Raw genomic sequence first — 26456 nt, forward strand, 5'->3', positions numbered from 1 at the left:
AACAAAAGGAAATTAATACCACTTTAGAGGTATGCCGTATAGGTAGTGTGATAAATGCTAAACCATGAATTGAATATTCATGTGGAATTATTCTTTGAGCTAATGTCGGCGGAAATATAAAAGTTATTTATAAACAGCAAAACTGGGGCAATAAAAAAGCGCTGAATTTCAGCGCTTTTAAACTTTGCTTAAAGCTAAATAATCATCAGTTATTTAGCAACGCGGCCATCATCATGGCAGCTATCACAAGTCGGTTTTTCACCAACATTCATGTCATGTGGTGCGTGACAGTCTTGACACATTAACATGCCATCATGTGGCGCATGGTTTTCATCCATTTCCGCAAGTGTTCCGTGACAGTCTTGACACTGCGCGAACTCATGCTCACCGTCAGCAGATGGCTCGCCATCAGCATGACAACTTTCACAGCCACCCATTTCAGCGTGGAAATCAGCTAAAACTTCATCTGCAGCGAATGCATTTGATGACAAAGTTACTACAGCTAAAGCTGCTGCAAACATTGCTACAAGTATTTTATTGCTCACTATTATACCCTCCAGTTACGATAGTCAAAAAGGCTCTAATAGAGAGACCTTTAATCGATATCAATTTTCAGAACGACTTTTTTAGGCTCAGTTATAAACTTAGCTAACACTGGTTAATTTAGCAACACTAAATAGTCAGCGGCAAAATTCAATCATCATCTCTGACACCTAAAAAGCGTTACATAATGTATCACCTTGAAAAGAAGGTTATATTAACGAGTTAAAATAAAAAGGGAAGCAATAAAAAAGGAGCTATTAAGCTCCTTTTATAACCAAGATCACATTATTAACTATTTCTAAGGGCGCTAATACGTTTTTCTAGTGGTGGATGGCTCATTAAAAAGTCAGTCATTGAACGTTTACCGTTAATACCTAATGCTGACATTTGCGCTGGCATTGCACCCGTTTCTGGGCCAGTTTTTAAACGCTCTAATGCCGCAATCATCTTATCTTTGCCAGCAAGCTTGGCCGCACCTTCATCGGCTTTAAACTCACGAATACGAGAGAAGTAAGCCACAACCATAGACGCTAAAATACCAAATAACATGTCAAGTACGAAAACCACAGCCATGTATGCAAACATACCAAGACCTTCACCCTCTTCATCATTACTCGCAACGAAGTTATTCACAATACCTGCAACAACACGAGCGGCAAAAATAACGAAGGTATTCACGACACCTTGAATAAGGGTCAAGGTGACCATGTCACCGTTAGCCACGTGGCTAACTTCGTGAGCCAGTACGCCTTCGATTTCATCTTGGGTCATACCGTAAAGTAAGCCTGAACTCACAGCAACTAGCGCGTTATCTTTACTTGGGCCCGTTGCAAATGCGTTCATCTCTTCAGATTGGTAAATTGCCACTTCTGGCATTTTAATCCCAGCTTGCTGCGCTTGACGAGCAACGGTGTCAACTAACCAACGTTCAGTATTATCACGAGGGTTTGTAATAACTTCACAACCCATGGTTTTCTTCGCCATCCACTTAGAGATAGCTAAACTGATAAATGCGCCGCCAAAACCAAACATAGCAGCAAAAATTAATAAACCACTCATGCTTGATGTGCTTACACCTAGCAGAGACATCACAATCGAAGCAACTAGCAAAATGGCTAAGTTGGTGGCGATTAGTAAACCGATACGTAACATTACAACTCCTAACTGGCATTCATGCCGACATAAACTCAACGCCTGAGCTCAATGCTCAAGCTGACTTGAACGCAAAAATATTATTAAACACTTAACGACATAATATGTCCTAAAAAAGATATTTCAAGCGTCTAATAGAAAAAACTGACATAAAATGACAGATTAGTTAAAAATACCACACTAAGCCTAACCTCAGCTAAATGCTTAACTTAGTAGCGGGCAGAGTCTAGGCAGCTTGTATTAATCGAAACTTAAATCTAACCAGCATTTGCTAGAAAGCCTAGTGTTTAGCGGATAGATGGCGATTAATCTTTGTTAATATCGTCACTAAGGAGCAGAACAATAACTAATTTAATTAGTTAGCAATTTATAACCCTCATTCAGCCCAGTATCCCTTTTATTCATAACCTTACCTTGAACGCTGCGAGTGAGTTAACTGTTAAGTTTAGCTAATGGCTATTCATTCATAATGGGGCTTCCCGGTCATTGACATTAATCAGCATGCCGTCAACTTATAAATACCCATTTAAGTGAGTGGAGCACTCATGTCTACATAAGAGTATCAGCCAATAAAAAAGCGTTAAATCCTATAAGGATTTAACGCTTTCTTTATCACTCAATCCAGTGAACTCATTCAGTAAACTGACTCTAATTCATTAAAAAGTGTAGCTCAGTTTAACGTTAAAGTAGCGACCTGGTTGAGAATAAGTCTCTTCAGTCACGCCCATGTTTGCCATTAAATATTTTGACTGACCTGCTACATCAGAATACTCAATATATTCTTTATCAAACAGGTTAAACACGCCAGCACGTACCGTCCAGTTATCATTCACATGGAAGTTAGCCGTCAAATCAAATACTGCGTAGCCTGCTGTGTTATACACTTCATTGAAGCCCATACTAGGCATTCCTGGGTAAATATTTAAGTCAGAAGTACGGTCCATTTGATCAGCAAAGCGCATGGTTAAACCAAAGTCTGCTTCGGTATTGCCAAAGTAAGTATAATAATTTGCCCCTAAGTTACCTTTTAATGGGCTAACAGTATTAAGGTAGTCACCATTTTGATCTTCGCCATGGGTGTAAGCAATGTTACCCCACAGTTCAAACTTATCGGTGAACCAATGGCTCATAGACATTTCTGCACCATAAAGCGTGACTTCATCGAAGTTGATGTAACGATAGTTTAAAGACATTTCAGGGAACAGCTTGAAACCTACGAACTCCCAATCAATATAGTTATCGGCTTTCGTATAGAAAGTGGTAAATTCATATTTAGTGTCGCCATGATCACCACGAACACCCACTTCAATGGTGTTACTTGATTCTGACTCTAAGTCGTAGTTTGCCTCAATGATAACAGGGAATGGCATCGCGCCATCTTTGACCTCCAACTCACCCCATTTTTGATCTGGGGTTGGCATTTTGTAACCGTAAGCATATTGCGCATACACATTCACGTTTTCAGTCATGTGATATACAAGGCCAAGTTTAGGCGACCAAAAGCCATCACTCATCGCGGCAAAATCTTCAGGATCACGGCCAGCATCTTCAGCTTGCTGTTGATCAGGGGTGTTTTTGAAGTAATCGTAACGCAGCCCCACAATACCGTTTAGTTTGCCGTCTAAAAAGGTCATGTCATCTTGTATAAATAGTCCGGCACGTAAACTTTTCGTATCAGCAAATGAGAAGGTATCGATATCTGATGGCGTAGAATTACCATTTTTATCGATATCTTGGTAATCACGAGGGCGACTCATTTCAGATTGCTCTACATCCACGCCATAAATAATATTGTGGTCATGGCCTGGTAAAGACAGCGCTTTACTAAAGGTGCTGGCGAAACCAAAACGGTATTCATCAAATTGGTAATCACGGTGCTCCGTTATTACTCGGTCTGCACCACTGATACCATTAAAGTAGTCACGTTTCTCACTTTGGTCGGTTTTACCGTAATATAATACGAAATCAACATTGTCATGAATGATGCGGTCTTTAGTTGAACGTAAACGTAATGAGGTATTTAACGCTTGAGTTTGGCGGTCATAATCAATTGACTCACCAATGTCACCTTTATCAGCATATTTTTCCCAGCGGTCAAGCTGTTGATTCATGTAATCAACGGTTAACTGCAGGTTAGTATCATCATTAAAGTGATACTTACTTTTTAGTAATAAGCTGTCAGTGACTAAGTCACTATCTGGTAATGTGTTGTAGTAGTTTTGCTGTTCTTCACCACTACGACGTTGATAACTGACTAGGTTATCAAAATCACCTGCTGCAAATGCGCTCGTAAAGCCACCGCTGAACTCATCGTTCATACCTGTGTAGCCGCCATTTGCAGAGAAATAATAATCACTGCCACGTAAGTAATCATCCGCATCTTTAGTGGTCATGACCATCACGCCACCTAACGCATCGGAGCCATACATAGTCGATGCTGCAGTTTTTAACACTTCAACTTGCTTTAAGCCTTCAACTTCAGTTAATCCGCGGCCTGTGCCTTCAGCGCCTGGGCCTAATGGTGATGCATACTGGTTATTAACCCGAACGCCATCTTTAACCATCATCACGCGGTTGCCGCCAATACCACGAATGGTCACCGAGCTTGGCTTACCTGCGCCGCCTTTAACATCAACGGCAGCTTCTGTTCTAAATAATGAAGCAAAGTCGGTGCTCATATTACGCGCTATCGATTCTTCATCAATAACCACAACCGAACCGGCAACTTGATCAAGTGTTTGCTCCATACGAGAACCAGAAATCACAATTACATCATGAAAATTTGAAATAGATTGTTTGATTTCTTCTTGCGATACAATTTCACCAGTATCCGCAATAACTTGAGGGGACAATGCCGCGGCAATCGCGGCACTAATTAACTTGATCGAAAGTTGCTTCATCAACACTATCCTTAAAAAAACCTTAATAGGAATTAATCTCATCTTTAATGGCGCAGGATTCTAGCATGAACAAATTTTCACATAGCGATCATGATCTCAATATTCATTGTTGATATTCAAACTTAAGGGTTTTCTTATTTTTACATTGTTAGCGGTCACGGATATTTAATTAGCTGCAAAATAAAGCTAACAATAATTAACAGTTGAGCATCATTAACAACTCAAGATCCCAACACCCAAAGCGGTTGGCCAATGCCGTAGGGTTTCCATAAGGTTTTAAAGAGAAGATCATAGCGATGTTAAAAATATGCGGGGGAGTGAACAGTAAAAGCCAAAATACATGTTTAAAGGGTAAGTTTACCTTGATAAAACGACTAATCTAAAATCGTATAATATAAATACTCCCATGCGAACTGAACGCTATACATTGGTGGGTATGAGTTGACCTGATGCCAGAAAAACCAAAAGGCGTGTGACAGTGAGCGGTAGTCGTATACCAAGAAATAAAAGGAAATAGCCACTTTTGATGGGTGATATAAATGAAAAGGCCCAGCAAGGCATACAATACCACCCTGCGTATTTTTTCTGCCTTGGTAAACTCTGGTGCAAATTCGATGATTTCTCTCCTTGAAAATATCAAATGCTAAAACAACTACTTGTAAGCAAAAAGACAAAGGCTAAAAATCAAAACTTAAGTCTCTATAAGGTCGAGTTATCAATATGCACAGCGGCATTTATAGCTGTTGGCTCACTTAAGTACGGCACATAACCTAAGAATGGCGCTGTCATTAACTCTTTTAAACTTGATAAGTTCTCTTCTATTTCACTCATTTCAGGGTCAACTTGGTTAGCGACCCAAGCTGCAATATTAAGCCCGTCAGCTTCAATGGCCTCTTGGGTTAATAATGCATGGTTAAGACAACCAAGCTTCATGCCCACCACTAAAATAACCCCAACATCATTTTGCTGAGCCAGCTGCTGTACTGATTGCGATAAATATTGGCCTTTACTTAAAGGTAATCTCCAGCCACCAGCACCTTCAATTAATGCAAACTCGGCACTGTTTAGTGCTTCAAGTGGCAATAAATCAACAACGCCACTGGCAGTTAAACTCACCCCTTGTTGATTTGCGGCAATATGCGGTGCAATGGCGGGTTTAAATGCGATAGGGTTAATTTGATTGTAATCGAGCGTGATAGTTGATTGTTCAATTAGGCTTAGCGCATCGCTATTTCTAAGCCCTGCGTCTGTTTCAATACAACCTGAGGCAATAGGTTTGACGCCGAGGGTTTTAGCTTCTGTGGTTTTAGCGACAGTTATTTTAGCTAGAGCCGTTTTTCTTGTTGCAAGATTAAGTAGCGCCGATGAAATCAGGGTTTTTCCGCTGTCAGTATCAGTGCCAGTAACAAAATAAATCATCGAAATAACCCCTTCACTGTTTATATCCAATTGTCTAAAAATTTAACGCTTACCAAGTTGTAAATAGCTGATGTTATAGCTCAATGGTAAGCCGTTTGCTTCACGTAAGCTTTCCGCTTTATCCATTAACGCGAGCCAATCTTTACGACCGCGCAAACGATTAGTTTTTTTATCCGTTAAGCTTTTATCTTGGTATTCATTCACTGACGCCCCGACCCCTTTAATTGAATACAGTAATGCCTTTAAATCGGCAAAATGTACTTGCTCGGTAGTGGTCTCAGCAGAGAGTATTTGCCATTTTTCGGTATCTATCGCGGCGATAATGTCATCTAAATGACGAAAACTATTATGGCCTAGCCCTAGGGTTTCAAGCTGTGAAAGACTGCCATCACTCACCACGCTAATAAAGGCTTGGCCTTGAGGTTTTATGACTCTATTAAGTTCATTAAATACTTGGGTTAATTCATCACACCACTGCAGAACTAAGTTTGAATAAATACTGTCCATGCTATTTGCAGTTATAGGTAAGTTTGCCGCATCGGCGCAAACAGTGTGATATTGCGGAAAAGACTGCTGCACCACATTTAGCATTTGAGGCGATAAATCAACTGCCGTGACCTTAGTTAGCTGGCAGTGATTTGATTCAAAGTCAGTACCTGGGCCACAGCCTAAATCCAATAAATGCCCGGTTAAACCTGCTTTTTTATCGGCATTATGCTCAGTATTAGCAAGTTTTATTAACCTGCTAGCCGTGATGCGCTGTAATACATCGTGTTGTTTATAGGTAGCTGCAGCTTGGGAGAATTTAACCGCTACGGGGTTATCTAGATTCATTAATATTCTCTTGGTAACTGCACTGCTAGTGCATCAACTAATTGGGTTATTTGCTCGGCATTATGGCTGGCATTAATGGTCACTCTCAGCCTTGCCTGCCCTTTAGGCACTGTTGGCGGCCTGATTGCCCCGACCTGTAAACCTTGTTGCTTTAATGCCTTTGCTATTGCTAAAGTTCGTTCACTGTCACCGATAATTACAGGCTGAATGGCGGTTGTTGACTCTGTTAGCGGAATGTTTTTAGCATTACAAAGCGACCTAAAGAAGGCAATATTGGCAAACAATGTTGATGCTTTATCAGGTTGCGACTGAGTTAAATTAACCGCTGTTAACGCTAAATGAGCACTGGCAGGTGACAGTGCGGTTGAATAAATGTAATGCCGTGATTGCGCCACCATATAATCAATAATTTGCTGTGACGCTAAAACGCAGGCGCCTTGGCAGCCGAGGGCTTTACCAAAGGTAATGACTTGAATATCGCATTGTGGTGTAACTGCCGCTCTGCTGACGTTAAAGCGATTGCTAGCAAGCTCTTCATAATTGATTCCAAAACCATGGGCATCATCAACCACTAACCAACTATTATGCTGCTTACACAAGTTCGATAACGCATCTAATGGCGCACGATCGCCATCCATACTAAAAACGCTTTCGGTAAATAAGGCGCTATTAGGAAATCGATTAAGTAACTGCTCTGCATGGGTTATATCATTGTGTTTATAGCGCTTAAGTGCAGCGCCGCTGTCTTTTACACCGTCTATCACTGATGCATGAATAAGCTTATCAGCAATAATCACATCGCCTGCTTCAAATAAGGTTTTGATTAACGCTTGATTGGCACTAAATCCAGAGCAAAATAATAGCCCTGCTTCATGACCGGTCAGCTCACATAAACCTTGTTCAAGCTTTAGGTGGGCTTCACTGTATCCAGATACTAATGGCGATGCTTTACTGCCAACACCATATTTTATCGCGCCAGCATGAATAGCGGCAATCATCTCAGGATCATTGGCCAGCCCAAGGTAATCGTTGTGACTGAAATCAATAATATTGGGAATTGTTGGAGCTAAGTTGTTAGCCGATGCCTTGTCTAACTCAGCTAACTTTCTTTGCCTCAGCAAGCCATCGGTTTGCAGCTGCTGCAAACGATGACTTATTCGTGATGATATTGGGTGATTTGCCATGAATACTGCCTTCTACTGACAAATGTGCATCGCTTTATAACGCCGCGGCATCAAAGAATTGTTGCGTTGCTTTATCTTTTTTTGCATTGGCTTTAGCCAATAACGCAGTGTCAGATTCAATGTCAGCTGATGGTCCTTGCTCAGGATGTAGCCCTAAACGTCTAAATAGGCTCATATCATCGTTTTCTTCAGGGTTGGGTGTCGTCAGTAACTTACAACCGTAGAAAATAGAGTTAGCACCAGCAAAGAAACACATAGATTGTAATTCATCAGTCATGCTTTCACGCCCAGCTGATAAACGCACTCGAGATTTAGGCATAATAATACGTGCAACGGCAATGGTGCGCACAAATTCAAAGGGATCTAAGTCATCTATCTTTTCAAATGGCGTACCTGCAACTTTAACCAACATATTAATCGGTACTGAATCAGGATGCTGATCTAAATTAGCTAGCTGTTGTAATAAACCTGCTCTGTCTGTCGCTTTTTCGCCCATACCGACAATACCGCCAGAACACACTTTCATGCCTGACTGACGCACGTTGGTTAAAGTATCAATACGGTTTTGATAAGTACGGGTGGTGATCACATCGCCATAATATTCAGGTGAGGTATCAAGGTTGTGGTTATAGTAATCAAGACCTGCTTTGGCAAGTTCGTCAGACTGTTCTTTTGACAGCATACCCAGTGTCATACAGGTTTCCATGCCTAATGCTCTTACATCTTTAACCATTTGGGTTAAATATGGCATATCGCGCTCGCGAGGGTTACGCCATGCAGCGCCCATACAAAAACGTGATGCTCCCGCTGCTTTCGCGCTTTTGGCTTCGGTGATGACTTTTTCGATTTCCAATAAACGCTCTTTTTCAAGACCGGTATCGTAACGGGCACTTTGAGGGCAATACTTACAATCTTCAGGACAAGCACCGGTTTTAATTGATAATAAACGACTAATTTGTACTTCATTAGGATCAAACGTCTCACGATGAATACTGTGGGCTTTAAACAGTAAATCGTTCATTGGTAAAGCAAATAACGCTTCTATTTCAGCTTTGGTCCAGTCATGACGGATGGCTAATGATGACATTGATTAATCCTTTGTTATTCGTTTTATATTCACTTTATATTGGGTTAGGATACCTTCAGCACGTAAACTGTCAATGCTATCGCGCATTACACCTTGACTAACGGTTAAAATATGAACAACTCATTTTATCAGCAAGCATCCCAGACAATCGATTCTCAAGCTATAGACTTTGAGTTTGATAAACAGCATATTTGGCATCCCTATACTTCGATGAGTCAAGCTGCCAGCGTAACTGGAGTCCATAGTGCCGATGGGTGTGAACTGACCTTAAGCAGCGGCCAAAAGGTCATTGATGGCACCAGCTCTTGGTGGGCCTGTATTCATGGCTATAACCGCCCAGAAATTATTGAAGCGATGCAGCAGCAGCTCACGACCCTAAGCCATGTAATGTTTGGCGGTATTACCCACGCCCCTGCAGTTAACCTCTGCAAGCAATTAGTGGCGATGACCAGCCCCAATTTAACCAAAGTCTTTTTAGCCGACTCTGGCTCTATTGCCGTTGAAGTGGCCATTAAAATGGCCATGCAATACTGGCAAGGTAAACAGCTACCACAAAAGCAGCGTTTATTAACCGTTAAGCGTGGTTATCATGGTGATACCTTTGCCGCGATGAGCGTCTGCGATCCTGATAATGGCATGCATACCATGTTTAGCGCAGCGGTTACTGAACACCTTTTTGCCCCAGCGCCACTATCTGTTTTCGGTGAAGCTTTAAAGCAAGGTGATACTGATGCGCTTGAGGCGATTTTAGCAGAGCATCATCAAGATATTGCCGCCATTATTATTGAACCCGTGATGCAAGCTGCTGGCGGGATGCATTTTTATTCAGCCGAGTATTTATCTGCCATTAGAGCCTTATGTAATCAATACAATGTACTTCTCATACTTGATGAAATCGCTACGGGATTTGGCCGTATCGGCAAGTTATTTGCTTATGAATATGCCAATATCGAAGCCGATATTTTGTGTTTAGGTAAAGCCTTAACCGGCGGTTACATCAGCTTAGCCGCCACACTATGTAGTGATGAAGTCGCCAAAGGCGTCAGTGACTCCCCTGCTGGTGTGTTTATGCACGGACCAACCTTTATGGGCAATCCGCTAGCATGCGCTGCAGCCAGTGCCAGTATGAGTATTTTACAAACTGGCGCATGGCAACAACAGGTCAGCGATGTTGAGTTGCAAATGAAGACTGAACTTGCTGAAGCTATTGATTATCAGCATGTGGTGGATGTCAGAGTATTAGGCGCAGTAGGCGTAATTGAAATGGATAGCGTGGTTAACACGGCTAAATTGCAGCAAGACTTTATTGAGTTAGGTGTGTGGATAAGACCTTTTGCCAACGTGATATACATTACTCCGCCTTATACTGTTACCAAAGAGCAACTGACGACACTAACCCAAGCCATGAAAACTATTGCCGCAAATATTACTCAAGAGCAAGCCGCTGCAGATAGCTTTAGTAATGGTTAGTTGGGGTGTAAATAAGCTGGTTGATTGACGTAAAAGCAGTGTAAAACTGATAGCGCTATGACAGTGAGAGTGTACTCATAGCGCTTTTTATATTCTGTATTAATCCACCAGCTCGATAGCTAAACTCTCAAGTAAGTTTAGCGCTTCAAAACGTGAGAACTTAGCTTGGGCAATGCGGTTTTGTAGCACATCGATAGTAAAGTCAGTTGAATCACTAAAGTCGACAGCTTGTAAATTGGTTTTCATAAAAATACTATTCGTAAAATCACAAAAAGTCATGGTGGAATTGGCAAAGTCACCATTACGAAAATCCACATCATGCAGCTTGCATTCAATCAGCTTTAACTCATTTAGTACTAAGCCAAAAAATGAATTGTCATTAAGAATACAACGGCTAAAGCTTAATTGTGCATCACGATGAAATGACGGCCAATCCGCTTTAGTCCAATCAATACCCACCATTTTGCAGTCATTAAAATCTACCTCAAAAAAACGGCTACGGGGCACCTTAATTAAGCTCAAATTACAGCGATTAAACGTACAACTTAAAAACTTAGTATTTTTTAATACTGCTTCAGTAAAGTCGCAATCATTAAATTCACACTCTTCAAATTCACAGCCCTCAGTTGAGTCTATGGGTTGTTTATTGAAGCTTTTATCAAAGTACTGCTCATGTGTGACGATCTGACTCATTAAAACCCCATGCTCGATTATTCAAACTTGAGGCGTATTTTATAACACTTGCCCTGATAACAGAGAAAATAGCGCAAAAATATTATTAAGACCCCACTGATTGCTACGGCCTCACTAAAAATAAGCAAAAAACCGATAGTGGTTAAGTAAAAAACTTACTCACTATCGGTTACCTTGATACCGAATACTTACTTATCTAATTTAGAAGCGATAATTAAAGCTTACTGTATATGCATCACGGGTTTCACCTTTGTTATACAGCACACTTAAATTGTAATGTTTACCAATTTGCTTATTAAAGCCGACTAGATAAGCCCATTGGTTCAACTTAACACCTACATCGAAAGTAAACTCACGGTTCAACTCTTCAACAAAACCTAAATTACCTTCCATGTTAGCTTTTAATGCTTGATATTCTGCACCAACAAAAAACTGAGCACGGTAATCCAGTAACTGGTAACCCAACATAGGTTGCACGGTGAGAATACCGTCGCCCCAATCCTGGCCACTTAATTTAGTGAACGAATAGGTACCTGTAACTGAAGCAAAAAACTCCCTATAACCCACCGAAAGTGTGGTACCTGCGCCCACTAAATCATAATTAAGTTCCAAAGGAACATCAAAACGGGTTGGCTCACAAAGTGGTACTCCGACTTCAGCAGCAAAGGCACAAGCAATATCAGCTTTAAACTCTGAGCCTAATTTATCGACAAACACATCACGAATATTACCGGTATACTGGGCATCGATAACCGCATCGACTTTAATTTTACCGACTAATGCATACACATTCCAAAATGGAAAAATATTTAAATCGGCCCTTAGGGACACACTTTTAGCGTCTACGGTTCCGAAGGTGGTTTCTGGGTCAAAAAACTCGTCTAACTCCAACCCCATAATATCAAATGAAGTGAAACCTACATCCATACTTTGATCTCGATAGGCGACTGAAATACCGTAAGGTAATGGCACATCAATCCCTTGTCGACGCACCAAGTCAGCAAGTATTGGGAACATCGCTTGTAGCTCTACTTTTTCTTCTCGCATGCGCGGATCTGAAACCGTTGCGAGTAAGTCAGCATCAATCACCACCACGGCATCTTGATTATCATATAAAGCAATTGTGGTAACCGTTGTAGTTAAGGTGATCGGTTTGTCTTTTTTAGTGCCCTTGGCAATTTCAATTTTCTTTTTGATATAAGGCTTACCGTTTTCCAATTCAGTAAAATAAATCGTTTGCGAATAGTCTTTAACTTTTACGCCTTCGTAATCGAAGTCTTTTGAATTGGTAATCTCCATTTTAATTGGCTTGCCGTCTTTAGCCGTGATGGATACCTGCATAAAACGAAAATAAGCAATGTTTTGCGGAAGTTGGTATTTGGAGTAGTTAAAACGAATCACCACTTCTCCATTAGCCTTTTCTGCCACCTTAACTGATGACTCATCATAGCTTTTAGCGTATTGGCGCAAAAGGTACTCGGTTTTAGTCATACTTTCGATACGTGCAATGACATCTTCGTCTTTATCTAACTTAATTGGGTCATATTTAATTCTTAAATCAATATTGCCTTTAGTGTCAGTACTTTGGACTAAAAATATGTCCGACGTTGTTTGTTTCCCTTCATATTCGGTGATTCGAGATGCATGTTCAACCAGGTTTTCACCTTGGGATAACGAACTCATTCCAAATTTTGGGAGGTCATCAGAAAGACCATACTTTTCAAATACATTCACCCCCTTAGGGACGCTAATAAACTCTAAATTATTGATATCTTCACTAGCAATTTCTTCACTAAAAGCCACATTACTTAGTAACAATGAACTCACAACTAAACTTGAAACTTTTATTACCTTGTTAAGTCTGAAAAATCCCACCTTTGCTAGAACATAATTAAACGTTATTCCGTTTAACGATCTTTTATTAGTATCCATATAAGCGCTACCTAATTGATGCATAAAGTCATTTTTATTGAGCTACTAGGTAAATTGTACGCGCTAACAACAAAACTGCAAAGTTTCACCTACATTTTTTTACATTTACCTGGTTGGCAGTATTAGCTGTTGTTCTAATAGAACAATTAAGCTGAACGATAAAGGTAAAACTGTGACTAAAACCCACACGCTAAACGATGACAAGGGGAAATGCTTACGGGTAATAATCGGTAGAATTTAGGCGTTATTAAAGGTATTTGAAGGCAAACTAACAATGCTTTGAGCCTGTGCATTACCACGCTCAAAGCATCAATGGTAGAGTGAAGCGAGTATCCTCTTTGTCTTAAAAAGGGTAATACATACCCACTGAAATATAGTCGTCGTTACTATTGCTGCCGTCGGCATTTTTACCGTTATCGACCACTCCCTCAATAAAGGCAAAAAACCCCAACGATGGCACATTGTAATTAAGGGTAAGGATAAACAAATCAAGCTCATATTGGCTAGCTTGACTCTGCTCTGCAATATCGTAATTATCCGGTTCGATATGGTTCCAACCGATCATTGGAGTCCAATTTCCTATGTCTCGGCTCAGTGCTATTTCGTAGCCTTTACCTTCAAAAATTTGATTACTGTTGTCTTGATACATGCCTTCTGAATGTGCGGCTACCGCAGATAAATACCAGTCACCCATGGTTGAACTAAAAGAAGCTGCTATGGCCCTAGGGTTACTGATCCTAATACCTTTCCCTTCAGCCTCGTCATTAACATACGCTAAGCCAAAGGTAAATTTGTCTACATCATAAGCATAAATAACACTGGCCGCTTCACCGCCTTTAGCTGTTAGAGTGACTTCATTACCGTCATCATCTAATACTGGCATATCTTCATCGTCTTTAAGCACTGTGGTGTCGTCGATAAACTGCCCTTGAAGGTTAACCGTTAAACTATGATTATCGAAATCGAACGGCTTATTCCAGAAAACACCATTATCGACTCGACCCGTGCCACTTAAGCCACCATCACCGTATACATAAGTTGATGATGCCAGCGCCGAATAAACATTAAACCTATCGGTTACCGAGGTCACTGTCGAATAAGCTCCTATTCTTTTACCAATAGACAGCTCTCCCCATTTAGTGTGCTGAGCAGCAAAGAAACCTTGCCTGAGTGACATAAACTCATTCCTGCCATCACTTAGCGAGATTGCATTATGACCAACGTTGTAACTATCAATGCTATTGCGGGCTACCGCATTAATATACCACTCAAAAAAACCTCTAAATTTTAGGTCTGAATTTACCGAACTGCTAAAATCAAAATGTAATCGAGAGCCGTTATCAAACACAGTGGTGGTATTGTCACCATCGTTAGTGTCACTATTGATAACACCTAATTGAATATTGCCACCGACGTCTAAATTTAATAGATCAGACTTATAAACTTCAACTGCCTCTAGCGGTAACACGGTTACCAGTAAGCAAGCCCCTAATAATTTTTTCATCATCTCAATGACACTCCCATTTGTAGTCATTTTGGCGAAATCCTTCTCTGTGACTAATTTTTCGCCTCTTTATAAATGTAGCTAATTTTTCGCAACTATAAAGATACACAAGAAATTGTTTTTATTTTTTATTCAATAAAAGTCGTGAGAAGAGCGATGAGAATAAGAGTAATAAGAGTAATGAGAAAAAATTATCGGTTGTTACCTAAAGCGAGCCAGCGCTATTTAAGTAAACCTTGCTCAGCGGCGCTGATTAACTGTTTTTCAAGCTCAGTCCATAGACTATGACTACCTTTAGCGATTCGATCACCATTCAATGACATGACTTGCTGCTTTGAAATGTTATGCTTTTTCCAACTATGACCACCGCCATGAATGTTATGCAGTAACGGCGGCACTCTATCAATGGCTTTAGCGAATATAGCATCGGCAGTTTTACCTGCTTCGAACTCAAGCCAAAGCTGTAAATATTCGTCAGCTAAATATTCTGGCAAGGTTTTGAATAACCGCTCTACTCCTTGCTGCTCCGCAATCGAATGCGTATTGCTGCTGGCATAAACTATGGTATCGCCTGCATCGATTTCACCAAGATCATGCAGTAGTAGCATTTTAATCACCCGATTGATATCAACGGGTTCATTAGCAAACTCTTTTAACATCAGCGCACTAATGCACACATGCCAGCTGTGTTCAGCTGAATTCTCATAGCGTTCTAAACCTACAGGTTTAGTATTAGGTGTTACCGACTTTAACTTTTCTATTTCTACAATAAATTCAACAATGCCTTTGATCTCATTCAAACCTAACCTCCTTGTAAATGAATCCCATAATATTCAGTGAGCATTAGTATTCTTTGGTGAGAAAAATCCTTTCAGGGCTACCAGGAAAAGCTGCCACACTGCCGACAACTTTAAAACCCAGCTTTTTATAAAACTCTGGCGCTTGGTAATCTAAGGTATCCAGTTGGGCAACAACACAACCCCTTTTCTTGGCTTCCAGTTCTGCCGATGCCATTAATTGACGGCCAAGACCTGAGCCTCGGCTTGCTTTGTCGACCCAGAGCACTTCAATAAGAAAGTTTCTGTATATAGTTCGCCCTGCTATCCCACCTATAATAGTGCCTTGTTCATCACGACAAACCACAGATAAGGGCTTGGTTTCTTCTGGCCCCATATGTTCATATTTGTGCTCTCTAACCCCTGCGACTAGGGTGTCAAAAATAACGCTATCTTCTTGATGGTTTACTTCTAACATCATTTGCTGGCCTCCAAGCCAATATCTTGGGTTATTCAAACTAAATTAGCTTAGCCTTCGAATTTAATGTGAATTTTATTGCCACTGAAACTCGCCTTAAAGCCATACACCTGTAATTACTTAACTCATTTTTGCAACTGACTCACTCCATGTCCTTGTTTATAGCAGTCTTCAATATTTTTACACATTAAGCTTGGTTATCAAATTGTTAGATCCATCGTTTACTAAAATATCTACGGCCCAACTTTAACGCAAACAGCTTTATCTACCCCCTAGCAACACATAAAGGGGTTAATATACTGAGTGTATATCAACTATTACTATCAATTGCCCTGCTATAGGGCCATACTAAGATGGTTACTTATATATTCGACAATTGAGTCTAATGTACTAGTAACAGGGTCCTCCGGTTGATTAAAACTAGCCTCAGGTGTGTTACATGACAACAAATGGAAAGTATCATGAGCAAAGGACAAGACAGTAAGAAAAACACTAAAAAGCAACCACTTTTAACTGCAAAAGAAAAGAAAGCAGCAAAGACTGCCAAGAAAGCTAACAAAGGTTTTCTAGAGCATTAAGCAAGATGTGGCCATCGAGTTCCTTCGGTGGCCTGAATAGCTACCAACATTTCCCTCGCGATACTTACTTGTTATACCCCGCCCTAAAACTGTGATGTAAAAATTAGCGCTGCTAAAAGTTAAAAATCACCCCAACAAAATCCCAAAACGCAGTAATTGTTGAGATGACTTTAGTTCGGCATTAAGCCTGATTAACAATTAACTCATACTTAACTAAAACCATGTGTATTCAAATGTCACCCCGTATTGGGCGCCCATTGCTGGGTATTTGGCATACATTTCATTATTTTTGACTGTGGTATTGGTGTAGTACTCGTCAGTGATATTTTTACCCCATGCAAAGGCTTTCCAACTATCAGCTTCAACCCCAAAACGTAAATTCACTAGGGTATAAGACGGGTTAATAAAACGCTCATCAAACTCATAATCGGTTGCTGGTATTTCAACGGCATAAGGCTCACCAACAAAATCTGACACGGCAAGAGTTTGATCAACTGAGCCTTCAAAATCGGCATGTGACTCACTTGAATATGCTACATCTGCGCCAACAAAGCCTTGCAGCCCGGCTGAAATTTCAAAGTCAAAACGGGCAAATAAATTAAACTGATGCTCTGGCGTAAAAGGCAGTGGCGAACCTTTAAAGTCTAAATATTGCCCTGGTTGGTTATAGCCGACACCTTGTTTAATCTGTGAATCTAACCAGCCGTAGGCAGCGCCTAAGGTCAAGTTATCTGTCGCTAACCAGCGCCCATCAAGTTCAACCCCTGTGATCGAAGATTTAGGCATATTACCTAGGGTAAATACGGTGTTAAATACTGGGGCGATTTTTTTGGTAAGCAGTTGCTTATCTTGGTAATCATAATAAAAAGCCGCGCCATTTAACTGCAGAGTACGCTCGGCTAGGCTTGATTTAAAACCTATTTCATAAGCGTCAAGTTGCTCTTGAACAACGGGAACTAACTGTTGATCAGTCACTGCCGCTAAAGAAGGAAAGCTACCCGCTTTAAAACCACGGCTATAAGATGCATAGACTGATAAATCATCATTAAACTCATAATTAGCAGCTAGGCGCCATGAAAGTGAGTCTTCGCTTAATGTGTCACTAACCTCCCCAACACTCGCCTCTGGCGTTCCAAAATCTAATACCGTAACGCAACTGCCTGCGTTGTAGCCATCACCTTTGATGACGTCACTAGTGGGCGTTGTTCCGAAAAAGAAATTAAAAAAAGTATCAGCTAAACCGCCATCAACATCTCTTGAGCAGCCAGTAAAATCCGCTTCATCTTTTGAATAACGCAAGCCGGTGGTAAGCGTGAATTGATCAGTAATAAACCAGTCAGCACTGGCAAACACTGAGGCGGTTGTGGTTTGTTGATTAATATCATTTTCAGCAATATTAAAGCCAAAGCCAGGGATTGGCAGAATATTTACGTTACTACTTATGCCCCAATCCTGCTGGGTTTGGTAATCGACTTCGCTTTTACTGTAATAAAGCCCTGCAATCCACACCAGGCTATCAAGTTGTTGGCTAACTCGAAACTCTTGGGATATGGAATCAATTTCACCATTTTGATAAACATAGTCCATGGTAACGTATTCGGAATCGGCGGCATTTTGATAACGACCTAATAAGTAGCCGTCAAATCCTGCTCCAAAGGCTTGTTCAGTAGCGGCACTCAGTGGGTTATTTTTAATATTAGCAATGGTTTCCCCTGCAAAACCAGCTCGCTCGTATTCTGAACCATCATCTTCAAATTTTGAGTAGCCAGTCAGCGAGGTAAATAAGGTTTGATCATTAATGTCGTGCTCAACTTTCAATGACACATTCGTGCTGGTGTGTTCAAGGCTCGGTGTGCGCCCAGCAGTCCAATCTGCTTTGGCATTATCATCCATTAAGCCGGTAAAATTCTGTGGATTTTGTGCCATATCTAACTGGGTTTGATATATCGAAACAGTAAACGGCGCGCCTCCTGCTTTACCGGGAATATAATCAATATTTTGCGGCGCAATTGTTTCTGAATTATCGCTAGCATAACCGATAGTCAGCAATGCTTGAGTTGCCTCACTGAAGTCAAAGTTTAAGCTACCACGCACAGCCAGTTTATCTTGTCGACCTAAGGTTTCATCACGGCTAATGCTTTCCTGCCAGCCCTCGTCTGACTGAATCGTTTTAAGTGCCAGACGACCACTTACCATGTCGCTAATTCCGCCTGTCACGTAACCTTCAGCAGAAATGGTTTCATAAGAAGCAATACTCGCTTTGATGGCGGCTTCAAAATCCTTAGAGGGTTTCGCCGCAATATAATTGACCGCGCCAGCCGTTGAGTTACGGCCATAAAGCGTGCCTTGTGGCCCTTTTAAAATCTCCACCCGTTCGACGTCAAGGTTAGTGCCTTTGGTCATAATAGGAAATGGTACTGCAATTTCATCAACATACACTCCAACCGTTGATGTCGCTTGAGCGCTTGACTCATTGAAACCCACCCCACGTAAGGTATAAACCGGTGCCCCAAATGCGCTATCACTGAAATTAAACCCAGGTACAATATTGGCTAAATCAGTGGTGTCATCGATACCTATTTCATCTAATGTCTCGGCATTAAAGGCCGAAATCGACATAGGCACTTCATTAATAGACTGGCTGCGTTTTTGCGCGGTCACTTCAATCACTTCAAATTGTTTTTTTTCTGACTGAGTTTGTTCTTGTTGTGGCTCATTTGCCATTACTGGCGCATGAATTATTGATAGCAGCACTGTCGCAATTAACGACTTTTTAAAATTTCCGTTTGCTTGAACATGTGACATAGTTAATCCCCAAATTGACTATTATTATTTTTCAACCCATGTTAATTATTTGTAAAGAAATACGGGTTAATTTGAGGGTAACGCTAGCGCTGTACAATAAACTGCCACATTTGTTCGGTTGGGATATCTGTGGGATAAAATATCAACTAATTTATAGCGAGGATTTGTTTATTAAAATGGGTTGGCTAAAAAGATTTTGCAAGCTTTGGCTGTCATGAATTCAAGATAATGGCATTGTTCGGCTCAATATGTCCAAAAGACAGATTAAGCCATAAAACCTAGCCTCATAACGTATAAACATACCTTATGAGGCCACTGCTTATATCGTGTTAAGCAGCCAATAACTCCCAATTGTGGTTAAACAGGCAATGACGGGGAACACCACAGTCACGACTCCGACATCTTTATAAGCCGTTTTATGGGTTTGCCCTGTTATTGCCAATATCGCTACTACCGCGCCGCAATGAGGCAGACTATCAAACCCGCCGCTGGCCATAGCAGCAACCCGATGTAAGATCTCTGGATCGACGCCTTTATCTAAATAAACAGGCGCCATAGTCCCTAAAAAGATTTGCAAGCCACCTGATGACGAACCCACAATTGCAGACACTGAGCTTGCGGCAATAAAAATTGACAGCAGCACAGGGACATCTAAGGTGGTGATCCACTGGGAAAACTGCGCAAACGTTTCGGTATGGCTCACTACGCCACCAAAACCGATGACAACTGAAGTCGCGATTAACGGCGATATAGACTCTTCAGCGCCTTGACCAAGCTCGGTAATACTGCGGGGTAGAATACGTGGAAACAACACTATGGTGGTAATAATACCAATCAAGAGTGCCATACAAGGCCAAATTATCGGCTGACTGTTGGCATAGTCAACAACCTCAATGCCGTTAACGCCTAAAGCACTGATGATCCTTGGAGAGACAATACAAATTACCACAGCGGCAATGGGAATGACTGAACGAAACCAAGATGGCATCGCCATTTGCTTATTGTTGGCTAAAATCAGTTTATCTTTTTCAGAAGGGATAAAACCCTCACCATTGGCCTTGGCTATGTGACGCTGCTTTTCAAGATACCACAGCCCCAAAGACAACATAATGGCGCTACTGAATAGGCCATATCCCGCTGCGGCAAATAAGTCGGTTTTTAGCGATACCGAAGATATCACATTATGTATTGACGGTGAGCCTGGCATAGCGGTCATGGTGAACGTACCAATACCTAAGGCAATGGCACCAGTAAATAACCGCTTAGGCACATTCGCTTGTTGCAATAGCTGCACCCCAAGCGGATACATAGTGAAAATAACCACAAACAACACCACGCCACCATAGGTGAGCAAAGCTGAAAATAATACCGTAATAATTAGCACACGTTCAGCGCCTAAGGTGTCGACTAACTTATTCGCAATACTATTGGCCGCTCCTGTTGCCGCCAATAAACGACCAAACATCGCACCTGCGGCAAAGAGTAAAAAGAACCGTCCCGCAAATGTAAATGCCCCCAGTGCCCCGGTTGGAAAATATTCCAGCATGGCTTTATCAAATGCCATGCCGCTAGTGATAATCACTATGGTGGAACACACTAGCGAGGCCAGCACAATGCTATAGCCGCGCATCGCCATCCATATAAATACAGCTAATGCCGCAATAATTCCTAAAGCCATATCAATAACTCCATTTATAGCTCACGATATCCACCGCGATCGGCACTGGTAGCAAACGCTGCATAGGATTTTAACGCGCGGGTGATCACACGGGTTCTTGGTTCATTGGGCTGCCAAGCTTGATCCTTTGGCAACGCATTCATGGCATCACGACGTTGCTGCAATGCCGTATCAGAGATCAGTAAATTAATCGAACGATTAGGAATATCGATGCGTATTTGATCGCCATCTTCAATTAACCCGATAGCACCTTGATTAGCCGCCTCAGGTGAAACATGACCCACTGACAGACCCGCAGATGCACCAGAGTATCGACCATCTGTCACCAGTGCACAGCTAGCATCTAACCCTTGAGCTTTTAAGCTCATGGTTGGTTTAAGCATCTCTTGCATGCCAGGTCCGCCCTTCGGGCCTTCGTAGCGAATAATGATGATGGTGTTAGGTTGAATTTCACCATTATCAATGGCGGTTAATGCCGTTTCTTGCTGATTGAATACTCTTGCCGTTCCGGTAAAATCCAGCATATGTTCATACACTGCAGCGGTTTTCACTATGCAACCATTTTCAGAAATATTACCGTACAAAACGGCCAAGCCACCTTCGGTGCTATAAGGGTTATCAATATTACGGATACAGCCTTTTTCACGATCTAAATCTAACTCTTTCCAGCGCTGTGACTGGCCATAGGCCTTAATGGTGCGTTTGCCACCAGGCGCGGCTTTAAAGTACTCATGCACTTCTGGGTTATCTGTACGTAATACATCCCAATAGGCTAGCATTTCCGCTAATGTCCCGCCGCCAACCGATTTAACACTGGTGTCAATTAATCCGGCGCGTTCTAGTTCGCCAATGATTGCCATCATGCCGCCAGCACGGTGAACATCTTCCATATAGTAATCTTTGGTGGCTGGTGACACCTTGCAAAGGTGCGGCACTTTTCTGGATAAGCCATCAATATCACTGAGATTGAAATCCACCTCGCCTTCTTGGGCCATAGCCAGCAAGTGTAGAATGGTGTTGGTAGAACCTCCCATCGTAATATCCACTTTCATCGCATTGAAAAACGCTTCGCGAGTGGCAATCGAGCGCGGTAACACCGAGTCGTCATCTTCAAAATAGAACTTTTTGGTGTTGGTTACGATTTGCTTAGCTGCACGGGTGAACAAGTCTTTACGATCGGAATGAGTCGCCAATAATGAGCCATTGCCCGGTAGTGCGAGCCCTAACACTTCAGCCAAGCAATTCATTGAGTTGGCGGTAAACATGCCAGAACAAGAGCCGCAGGTAGGACAGGCATGATTTTCTAAAAACTCAGCACTTTTACCATCAAGTTCCTGACTACTGAAAGCGGCAATATAGGTATCAATGGGGTCAAAACGCTGAACTTTATCTTTTTCAACTACGCGGCCTGCTTCCATAGGCCCGCCTGAGACAAATATCACTGGAATATTTAACCTTAATCCCGCCATTAACATGCCAGGGGTGATTTTGTCGCAGTTTGAAATACAGATCATCGCATCAACGCAATGAGCATTAATCATATATTCGATGCTGTCAGCAATAATTTCACGGCTCGGTAAGCTATAAAGCATACCGTCATGACCCATGGCAATGCCGTCATCGATAGCAATGGTATTGAACTCACGGGCAATGCCGCCCGCTTCAAAAATAGCCTCACACACTAGGCGGCCGACGTCTTGTAAATGTACATGGCCTGGGACAAACTCGGTAAATGAATTAACCACGGCAATCATGGGCTTGCCAAAATCTGTTTGCTGTAATCCCCCTGCTAACCAAAGTGCACGTGCTGCAGCTGCACCTTTACCGTCGACAACTTTTGATGATCTTAATTTAGGCATGTTAACTCTCGTTTTTATTATTAGTGTTAACTACTTTGTCATAGATGATTTGTTAATTTCTGTCACATTTGTGACAATTAAGGCGAAGCACTGAGTTTGGTTCGAAACTCAATTGCAATGACAGGTGTAGCAAATATCAGCCATAAGACCTTGCGAGGCACTGTTAACACAATAGATGATAAAATATAATAAAATCAAATATCTAGACGGTATCTGCCATTGTCGAATAAAGCGGCACTATGGCTTGATGTGACAAATTCAAATCAAACAATTTGATCATGTTATCAATATCATTAATAAAAATTTTACCGTACTCAATTTGAATCAGGTTTTCTTGCTGCATTTTTTTCAATTCACGCCCGACGCTTTGCCGTGTTGCCCCCACCATTTGCCCGAGCATTTCTTGTGATATATCAGGTAAAGAGACAGCTTCAAGTTCTTTAGCGCCGCGGCTTAGGGCAAGCCTGACAATTGCTGCACCTAATCTTTCATAAAGTGGCAGTAATAATGCTTCATTTAAACTGGCAAAAGTGTATTGAATGCGGGTACATAGAAAGCGGTTTAGTGCTATCGACATTTCAGGAAAGTGCTGACTTAAATGTAAATAGTCTTTATGTGACAATACATTAACTTCAACATCAGTGCATGCCACAGCATAGTTAGGTCGATTATAGCGGGTGATTAATCCGATATCCCCAAAGCAATCACCTGCATGCAAAATGGCCACAATTAACTCTCGACCTTCTTTATTGTAATTACAAATCTTGACTTTACCTGACACCACTTGAAAGCCACAATTTGAGGTTTCACCAGAGTTGTAAATAAATTCATCTTTACGAAATTTTTTAAAGCTAAGCCTGTGGGATATTTGCTGCTGTATTTCGCTGGGTAATTCAGCGCGCCAATTATGTAGATGTTGAATTGTTAACATAGTGCAGAGAGTCCTTGTTCATTCGAACTTATTATTATTGGTCAATCATGGCTAGATTAAGTGATAGTCCCTACAAAGGCAAAGGCTAAAAAAACCACACGCTAGCAACAAATACTGCCTAGGGTTTTATCCACTTTACAACACTATTCTTCTACCGATTAATAGTGATATTTATAGTAGACACGTTATTATCGTTCACAAAAGCAAGCCAATTAAGCTTATAAATTTTATATCGATATCGACCATAAAGCATCTCAAATGCAACATTTGTTGCGGAAACAAACCATCGCTACTGGCACTCTAAACAATCACTAGCTTCAAAAATCATGACAGAAATGGCGTGACCTAAAACCAATTGATTGCCCATAAAAATAATAAAAAGGACAAGATAATGACTGATATTATTGTACTTTCTCGCCCATTACCTCTACCGCAAATTAGCGCTAATGGCTCCGCAATCGAAGTGCGGGTATTTGAAGGTGATTACGCTGTTTTTACAGGTGCAAAGGTGTACTTAACAACGGCATTAGATGCCGTTAGTTCTGATTTTATTAATACCTTGCCGACATCCATTACATTAATCGCCAATATTGGTATTGGCGTTGATAATATTGACCTTAACGCCGCTAAAGCGCGCTCCATTTCGGTAACTAACACCCCGGTGGTCACTGAAGATACTGCCGACTTAGCCTTTGGGTTATTGCTAGCCACTTGCCGCCGACTTGGCGCAAATGAGCGCTTTTTACGCAGCGGTAAATGGTCTAAACAAGCCCCAATGGCCATGATGGGAAATCAAGTCCACGGTAAAAAGTTAGGCATTGTGGGAATGGGTAGCATAGGCCAAGCCGTTGCGCGCCGCGCCAAAGCCTTTAATATGGATATTTATTATTATAATCGCTCACGATCTCTCGAAGCCGAAGCAAACTATCAAGCCCATTATTGTGACAGTCTGGCGAGCTTGTTATCGTCTGTAGATATCATTAGTTTACATTGCCCACTCACCCCTGAATCACAACAGATAATCAATGCTGATAGCTTAGCCAATTGCAACGATGGCGCCATTTTGATCAATACCGGCCGCGGCGGATTAATTGATGACAACGCCCTCATCGATGCACTAAAAAACGGTAAAATTGCTGCAGCTGGATTAGATGTATTTGATGGTGAGCCTGATTTCCATTCTGGCTATCTTGATTTTGAAAATGTCACCTTAACTCCGCATATTGGCAGCGCAACGGCTGAATGCCGTCAAGCTATGGCAGGCAAAGCCTTACAAAATGTTATTGCGATGCTTGAAGGCAAACCGTTATCAACTCCTGTATAGAGCCGCCACTATGTTATTAACTAAGTCTTTAGAAAAATGCTTTAACATTGAGCAGTTACATCAGCAAGCACATAAAAACCTCCCCCTACCTGTGTATGACTACATGGCAGGCGGTGCTGACGATGAAGTGTCTTTGAGTCACAATGTTAATGCCTTTGATCAATATCAGATTATTCCTAAGTGTCTCACTAATGTCACCGACATCAATACCCACAGCCATATACTGGGCTGTGACATGTCGGCACCATTTTTTATTTCACCTGTGGGTCAGCAGCGCATGTTTCATGCTGATGCAGATATCGCTGGCGCTAAAGCCGCTGAAAAACAGGATATTTTGTTTACCTTATCCACTTTCTCTTCCAAAACCATTGAAGAGGTCGCCAGCAGTAGTTATGGCAATAAAATGTTTCAGGTATATGTCGTGACGGATCCGCAATTAAATGAAGAAATTATGCAGCGGGCAAAAGCGGCAAAATATCAAGCCATGTGTTTAACCGTTGATACCGTGGTGGGCGGCAATCGTGAGCGAGACATAAAAAATGGCTTAACCATACCCATGAACCTCAGCCTAAAAAGCCTATTGGAATTTGCTAAACATCCTTTGTGGGTAAAAAACTACTTTATGTCAGGTGGCAAAGATTTAGTTAATCTAAATGCAGCCCCCTCAACAGGCGATACCGAAAGCTTCCTTAAGTATATGGGTAATCTATTGGAGCGAAATCTCACTTGGGATCACGCCGCCAAGATGATTAAACAATGGGGCGGCCCTTTTGCCATCAAAGGCATTATGTCGGTAGATGATGCAGTTAAAGCTAAACACATTGGCGCATCGGCCATTATGATTTCAAATCATGGCGGCAGACAGCTGGACTGCACCCCTGCGCCAATTGAAATGGTGGCTGACATTCGAGCGGCAGTCGGTCCAGACATCGAGCTCATCGTCGATGGCGGCATCAGGCGCGGCAGCGATATTTTTAAAGCGATAGCCTTAGGCGCTAATGCGGTATCACTTGGCAGAGCATACGCCTATGGCCTAGCTGCGGGCGGGCAAGCGGGTGCAGAAAAAGCCATCTGTATACTCAAAACAGAATTGGTCCGTACTATGGCCTTGGCAGGCTGTCAAAGCCTTAAGGATATTAACACCAGCATGATCCGTAAGCGTTAACGGTCATCCTCATTCCCTTTAAGTGAGATAATATTAAGTTAGAACAACATCAGGCCTGCGAGCTCCCCCCCCTTCGCAGGCCTGATGCTCTAGTGTCATAATGCTACGACTTAAAAGAATTTAAGCATTCAAACTAATCCGCGC

19 protein-coding genes are annotated in these 26456 nt (G+C 41.7%); 3 read left to right on the plus strand and 16 right to left on the minus strand.

The features are described 5' to 3' along the window. Positions 1-209: 209 nt before the first annotated feature. The 7 genes from BCU94_RS11090 to bioB all read right to left on the minus strand — a co-directional run bounded on the left by BCU94_RS11090 (position 210) and on the right by bioB (position 9119). On the minus strand, positions 210-545 hold the full coding sequence (locus tag BCU94_RS11090) for a cytochrome c3 family protein (protein WP_102438005.1): 336 nt from the start codon (positions 543-545) through the stop codon (positions 210-212). Between the two features lie 286 nt (positions 546-831). After that, positions 832-1695, minus strand: a complete 864-nt coding sequence (gene htpX / locus BCU94_RS11095; RefSeq protein ID WP_102438007.1) for a protease HtpX — start codon at positions 1693-1695, stop codon at positions 832-834. A 656-nt stretch (positions 1696-2351) separates the two neighbouring features. Beyond that, the gene (locus tag BCU94_RS11100; protein WP_102476415.1) at positions 2352-4595 is read right to left on the minus strand and encodes a TonB-dependent hemoglobin/transferrin/lactoferrin family receptor; all 2244 of its coding nucleotides are present in this window, start codon (positions 4593-4595) and stop codon (positions 2352-2354) included. 699 nt (positions 4596-5294) lie between these two features. Continuing rightward, complete coding sequence (gene bioD, locus BCU94_RS11105) at positions 5295-6011, minus strand: dethiobiotin synthase (protein ID WP_198590880.1); 717 nt, start codon at positions 6009-6011, stop codon at positions 5295-5297. Between the two features lie 45 nt (positions 6012-6056). Continuing rightward, on the minus strand, positions 6057-6848 hold the full coding sequence (locus tag BCU94_RS11110; RefSeq protein WP_102476417.1) for a methyltransferase domain-containing protein: 792 nt from the start codon (positions 6846-6848) through the stop codon (positions 6057-6059). Continuing rightward, complete coding sequence (locus BCU94_RS11115) at positions 6848-8032, minus strand: 8-amino-7-oxononanoate synthase (RefSeq protein WP_102476418.1); 1185 nt, start codon at positions 8030-8032, stop codon at positions 6848-6850. Before BCU94_RS11115 ends, BCU94_RS11110 begins: the two co-directional genes overlap by 1 nt. 34 nt (positions 8033-8066) lie before the next feature. Next, a complete protein-coding gene (gene bioB, locus BCU94_RS11120; RefSeq protein ID WP_102476419.1) occupies positions 8067-9119 on the minus strand; it encodes a biotin synthase BioB in 1053 nt (350 codons plus the stop codon). Positions 9120-9230: 111 nt separating this feature from the next. Between bioB and bioA the strand changes: the two genes are divergently transcribed. Continuing rightward, positions 9231-10589, plus strand: a complete 1359-nt coding sequence (gene bioA, locus BCU94_RS11125; protein ID WP_102476420.1) for an adenosylmethionine--8-amino-7-oxononanoate transaminase — start codon at positions 9231-9233, stop codon at positions 10587-10589. A gap of 99 nt (positions 10590-10688) precedes the next feature. Here bioA and BCU94_RS11130 read toward each other — a convergent pair whose 3' ends face one another. The 9 genes from BCU94_RS11130 to BCU94_RS11170 form a co-directional block, all read right to left on the minus strand. Continuing rightward, complete coding sequence (locus BCU94_RS11130; protein WP_102476421.1) at positions 10689-11282, minus strand: pentapeptide repeat-containing protein; 594 nt, start codon at positions 11280-11282, stop codon at positions 10689-10691. A 201-nt stretch (positions 11283-11483) separates the two neighbouring features. After that, on the minus strand, positions 11484-13109 hold the full coding sequence (locus tag BCU94_RS11135) for a hypothetical protein (RefSeq protein WP_198590878.1): 1626 nt from the start codon (positions 13107-13109) through the stop codon (positions 11484-11486). A 448-nt stretch (positions 13110-13557) separates the two neighbouring features. Next, complete coding sequence (locus BCU94_RS11140; RefSeq protein WP_102476422.1) at positions 13558-14748, minus strand: porin; 1191 nt, start codon at positions 14746-14748, stop codon at positions 13558-13560. 191 nt (positions 14749-14939) lie between these two features. Beyond that, positions 14940-15518, minus strand: a complete 579-nt coding sequence (locus BCU94_RS11145) for an HD domain-containing protein (protein ID WP_102476423.1) — start codon at positions 15516-15518, stop codon at positions 14940-14942. Positions 15519-15561: 43 nt separating this feature from the next. Next, positions 15562-15975, minus strand: a complete 414-nt coding sequence (locus tag BCU94_RS11150; RefSeq protein WP_102476424.1) for a GNAT family N-acetyltransferase — start codon at positions 15973-15975, stop codon at positions 15562-15564. 788 nt (positions 15976-16763) lie between these two features. Beyond that, positions 16764-19355 carry a TonB-dependent receptor gene (locus BCU94_RS11155; protein ID WP_102476425.1) on the minus strand — a complete coding sequence of 864 codons (2592 nt, stop codon included), beginning with the start codon at positions 19353-19355 and terminating at the stop codon, positions 16764-16766. Between the two features lie 319 nt (positions 19356-19674). After that, entirely contained in the window at positions 19675-21033 is a 1359-nt protein-coding gene (locus tag BCU94_RS11160; protein ID WP_241904991.1) for a GntP family permease, read from the minus strand. A gap of 14 nt (positions 21034-21047) precedes the next feature. Next, positions 21048-22892: a dihydroxy-acid dehydratase gene (gene ilvD / locus BCU94_RS11165; RefSeq protein ID WP_102437105.1), complete on the minus strand. Its 1845-nt coding sequence runs from the start codon at positions 22890-22892 to the stop codon at positions 21048-21050. Positions 22893-23094: 202 nt separating this feature from the next. Next, positions 23095-23823 carry a Crp/Fnr family transcriptional regulator gene (locus BCU94_RS11170; protein ID WP_102476427.1) on the minus strand — a complete coding sequence of 243 codons (729 nt, stop codon included), beginning with the start codon at positions 23821-23823 and terminating at the stop codon, positions 23095-23097. A 391-nt stretch (positions 23824-24214) separates the two neighbouring features. Here BCU94_RS11170 and BCU94_RS11175 point away from each other — a divergent pair, with 391 nt between their 5' ends. Together BCU94_RS11175 and BCU94_RS11180 are read left to right on the plus strand one after the other, a co-directional pair. Next, positions 24215-25147 (plus strand): D-glycerate dehydrogenase, encoded by a 933-nt coding sequence (locus BCU94_RS11175; RefSeq protein ID WP_102476428.1) that lies wholly within the window; start codon positions 24215-24217, stop codon positions 25145-25147. 10 nt (positions 25148-25157) lie between these two features. Beyond that, positions 25158-26312: an alpha-hydroxy acid oxidase gene (locus BCU94_RS11180; protein ID WP_102476429.1), complete on the plus strand. Its 1155-nt coding sequence runs from the start codon at positions 25158-25160 to the stop codon at positions 26310-26312. The last annotated feature ends 144 nt before the right edge of the window (positions 26313-26456 follow it).

The sequence above is a fragment of the Shewanella sp. 10N.286.52.C2 genome (assembly GCF_002874545.1).
Lineage (GTDB): Bacteria > Pseudomonadota > Gammaproteobacteria > Enterobacterales > Shewanellaceae > Shewanella.

Coding starts and splice junctions, on each gene's coding strand:
- htpX (WP_102438007.1), bottom strand. CDS start 1,695: ATGTTACGTATCGGTTTACTAATCGCCACCAACTTAGCCATTTTGCTA.
- BCU94_RS11100 (WP_102476415.1), bottom strand. CDS start 4,595: ATGAAGCAACTTTCGATCAAGTTAATTAGTGCCGCGATTGCCGCGGCA.
- BCU94_RS11110 (WP_102476417.1), bottom strand. CDS start 6,848: ATGAATCTAGATAACCCCGTAGCGGTTAAATTCTCCCAAGCTGCAGCT.
- BCU94_RS11115 (WP_102476418.1), bottom strand. CDS start 8,032: ATGGCAAATCACCCAATATCATCACGAATAAGTCATCGTTTGCAGCAG.
- bioB (WP_102476419.1), bottom strand. CDS start 9,119: ATGTCATCATTAGCCATCCGTCATGACTGGACCAAAGCTGAAATAGAA.
- bioA (WP_102476420.1), top strand. CDS start 9,231: ATGAACAACTCATTTTATCAGCAAGCATCCCAGACAATCGATTCTCAA.
- BCU94_RS11130 (WP_102476421.1), bottom strand. CDS start 11,282: ATGAGTCAGATCGTCACACATGAGCAGTACTTTGATAAAAGCTTCAAT.
- BCU94_RS11140 (WP_102476422.1), bottom strand. CDS start 14,748: ATGACTACAAATGGGAGTGTCATTGAGATGATGAAAAAATTATTAGGG.
- BCU94_RS11150 (WP_102476424.1), bottom strand. CDS start 15,975: ATGATGTTAGAAGTAAACCATCAAGAAGATAGCGTTATTTTTGACACC.
- BCU94_RS11155 (WP_102476425.1), bottom strand. CDS start 19,355: ATGTCACATGTTCAAGCAAACGGAAATTTTAAAAAGTCGTTAATTGCG.
- BCU94_RS11160 (WP_241904991.1), bottom strand. CDS start 21,033: ATGGCTTTAGGAATTATTGCGGCATTAGCTGTATTTATATGGATGGCG.
- ilvD (WP_102437105.1), bottom strand. CDS start 22,892: ATGCCTAAATTAAGATCATCAAAAGTTGTCGACGGTAAAGGTGCAGCT.
- BCU94_RS11170 (WP_102476427.1), bottom strand. CDS start 23,823: ATGTTAACAATTCAACATCTACATAATTGGCGCGCTGAATTACCCAGC.
- BCU94_RS11175 (WP_102476428.1), top strand. CDS start 24,215: ATGACTGATATTATTGTACTTTCTCGCCCATTACCTCTACCGCAAATT.
- BCU94_RS11180 (WP_102476429.1), top strand. CDS start 25,158: ATGTTATTAACTAAGTCTTTAGAAAAATGCTTTAACATTGAGCAGTTA.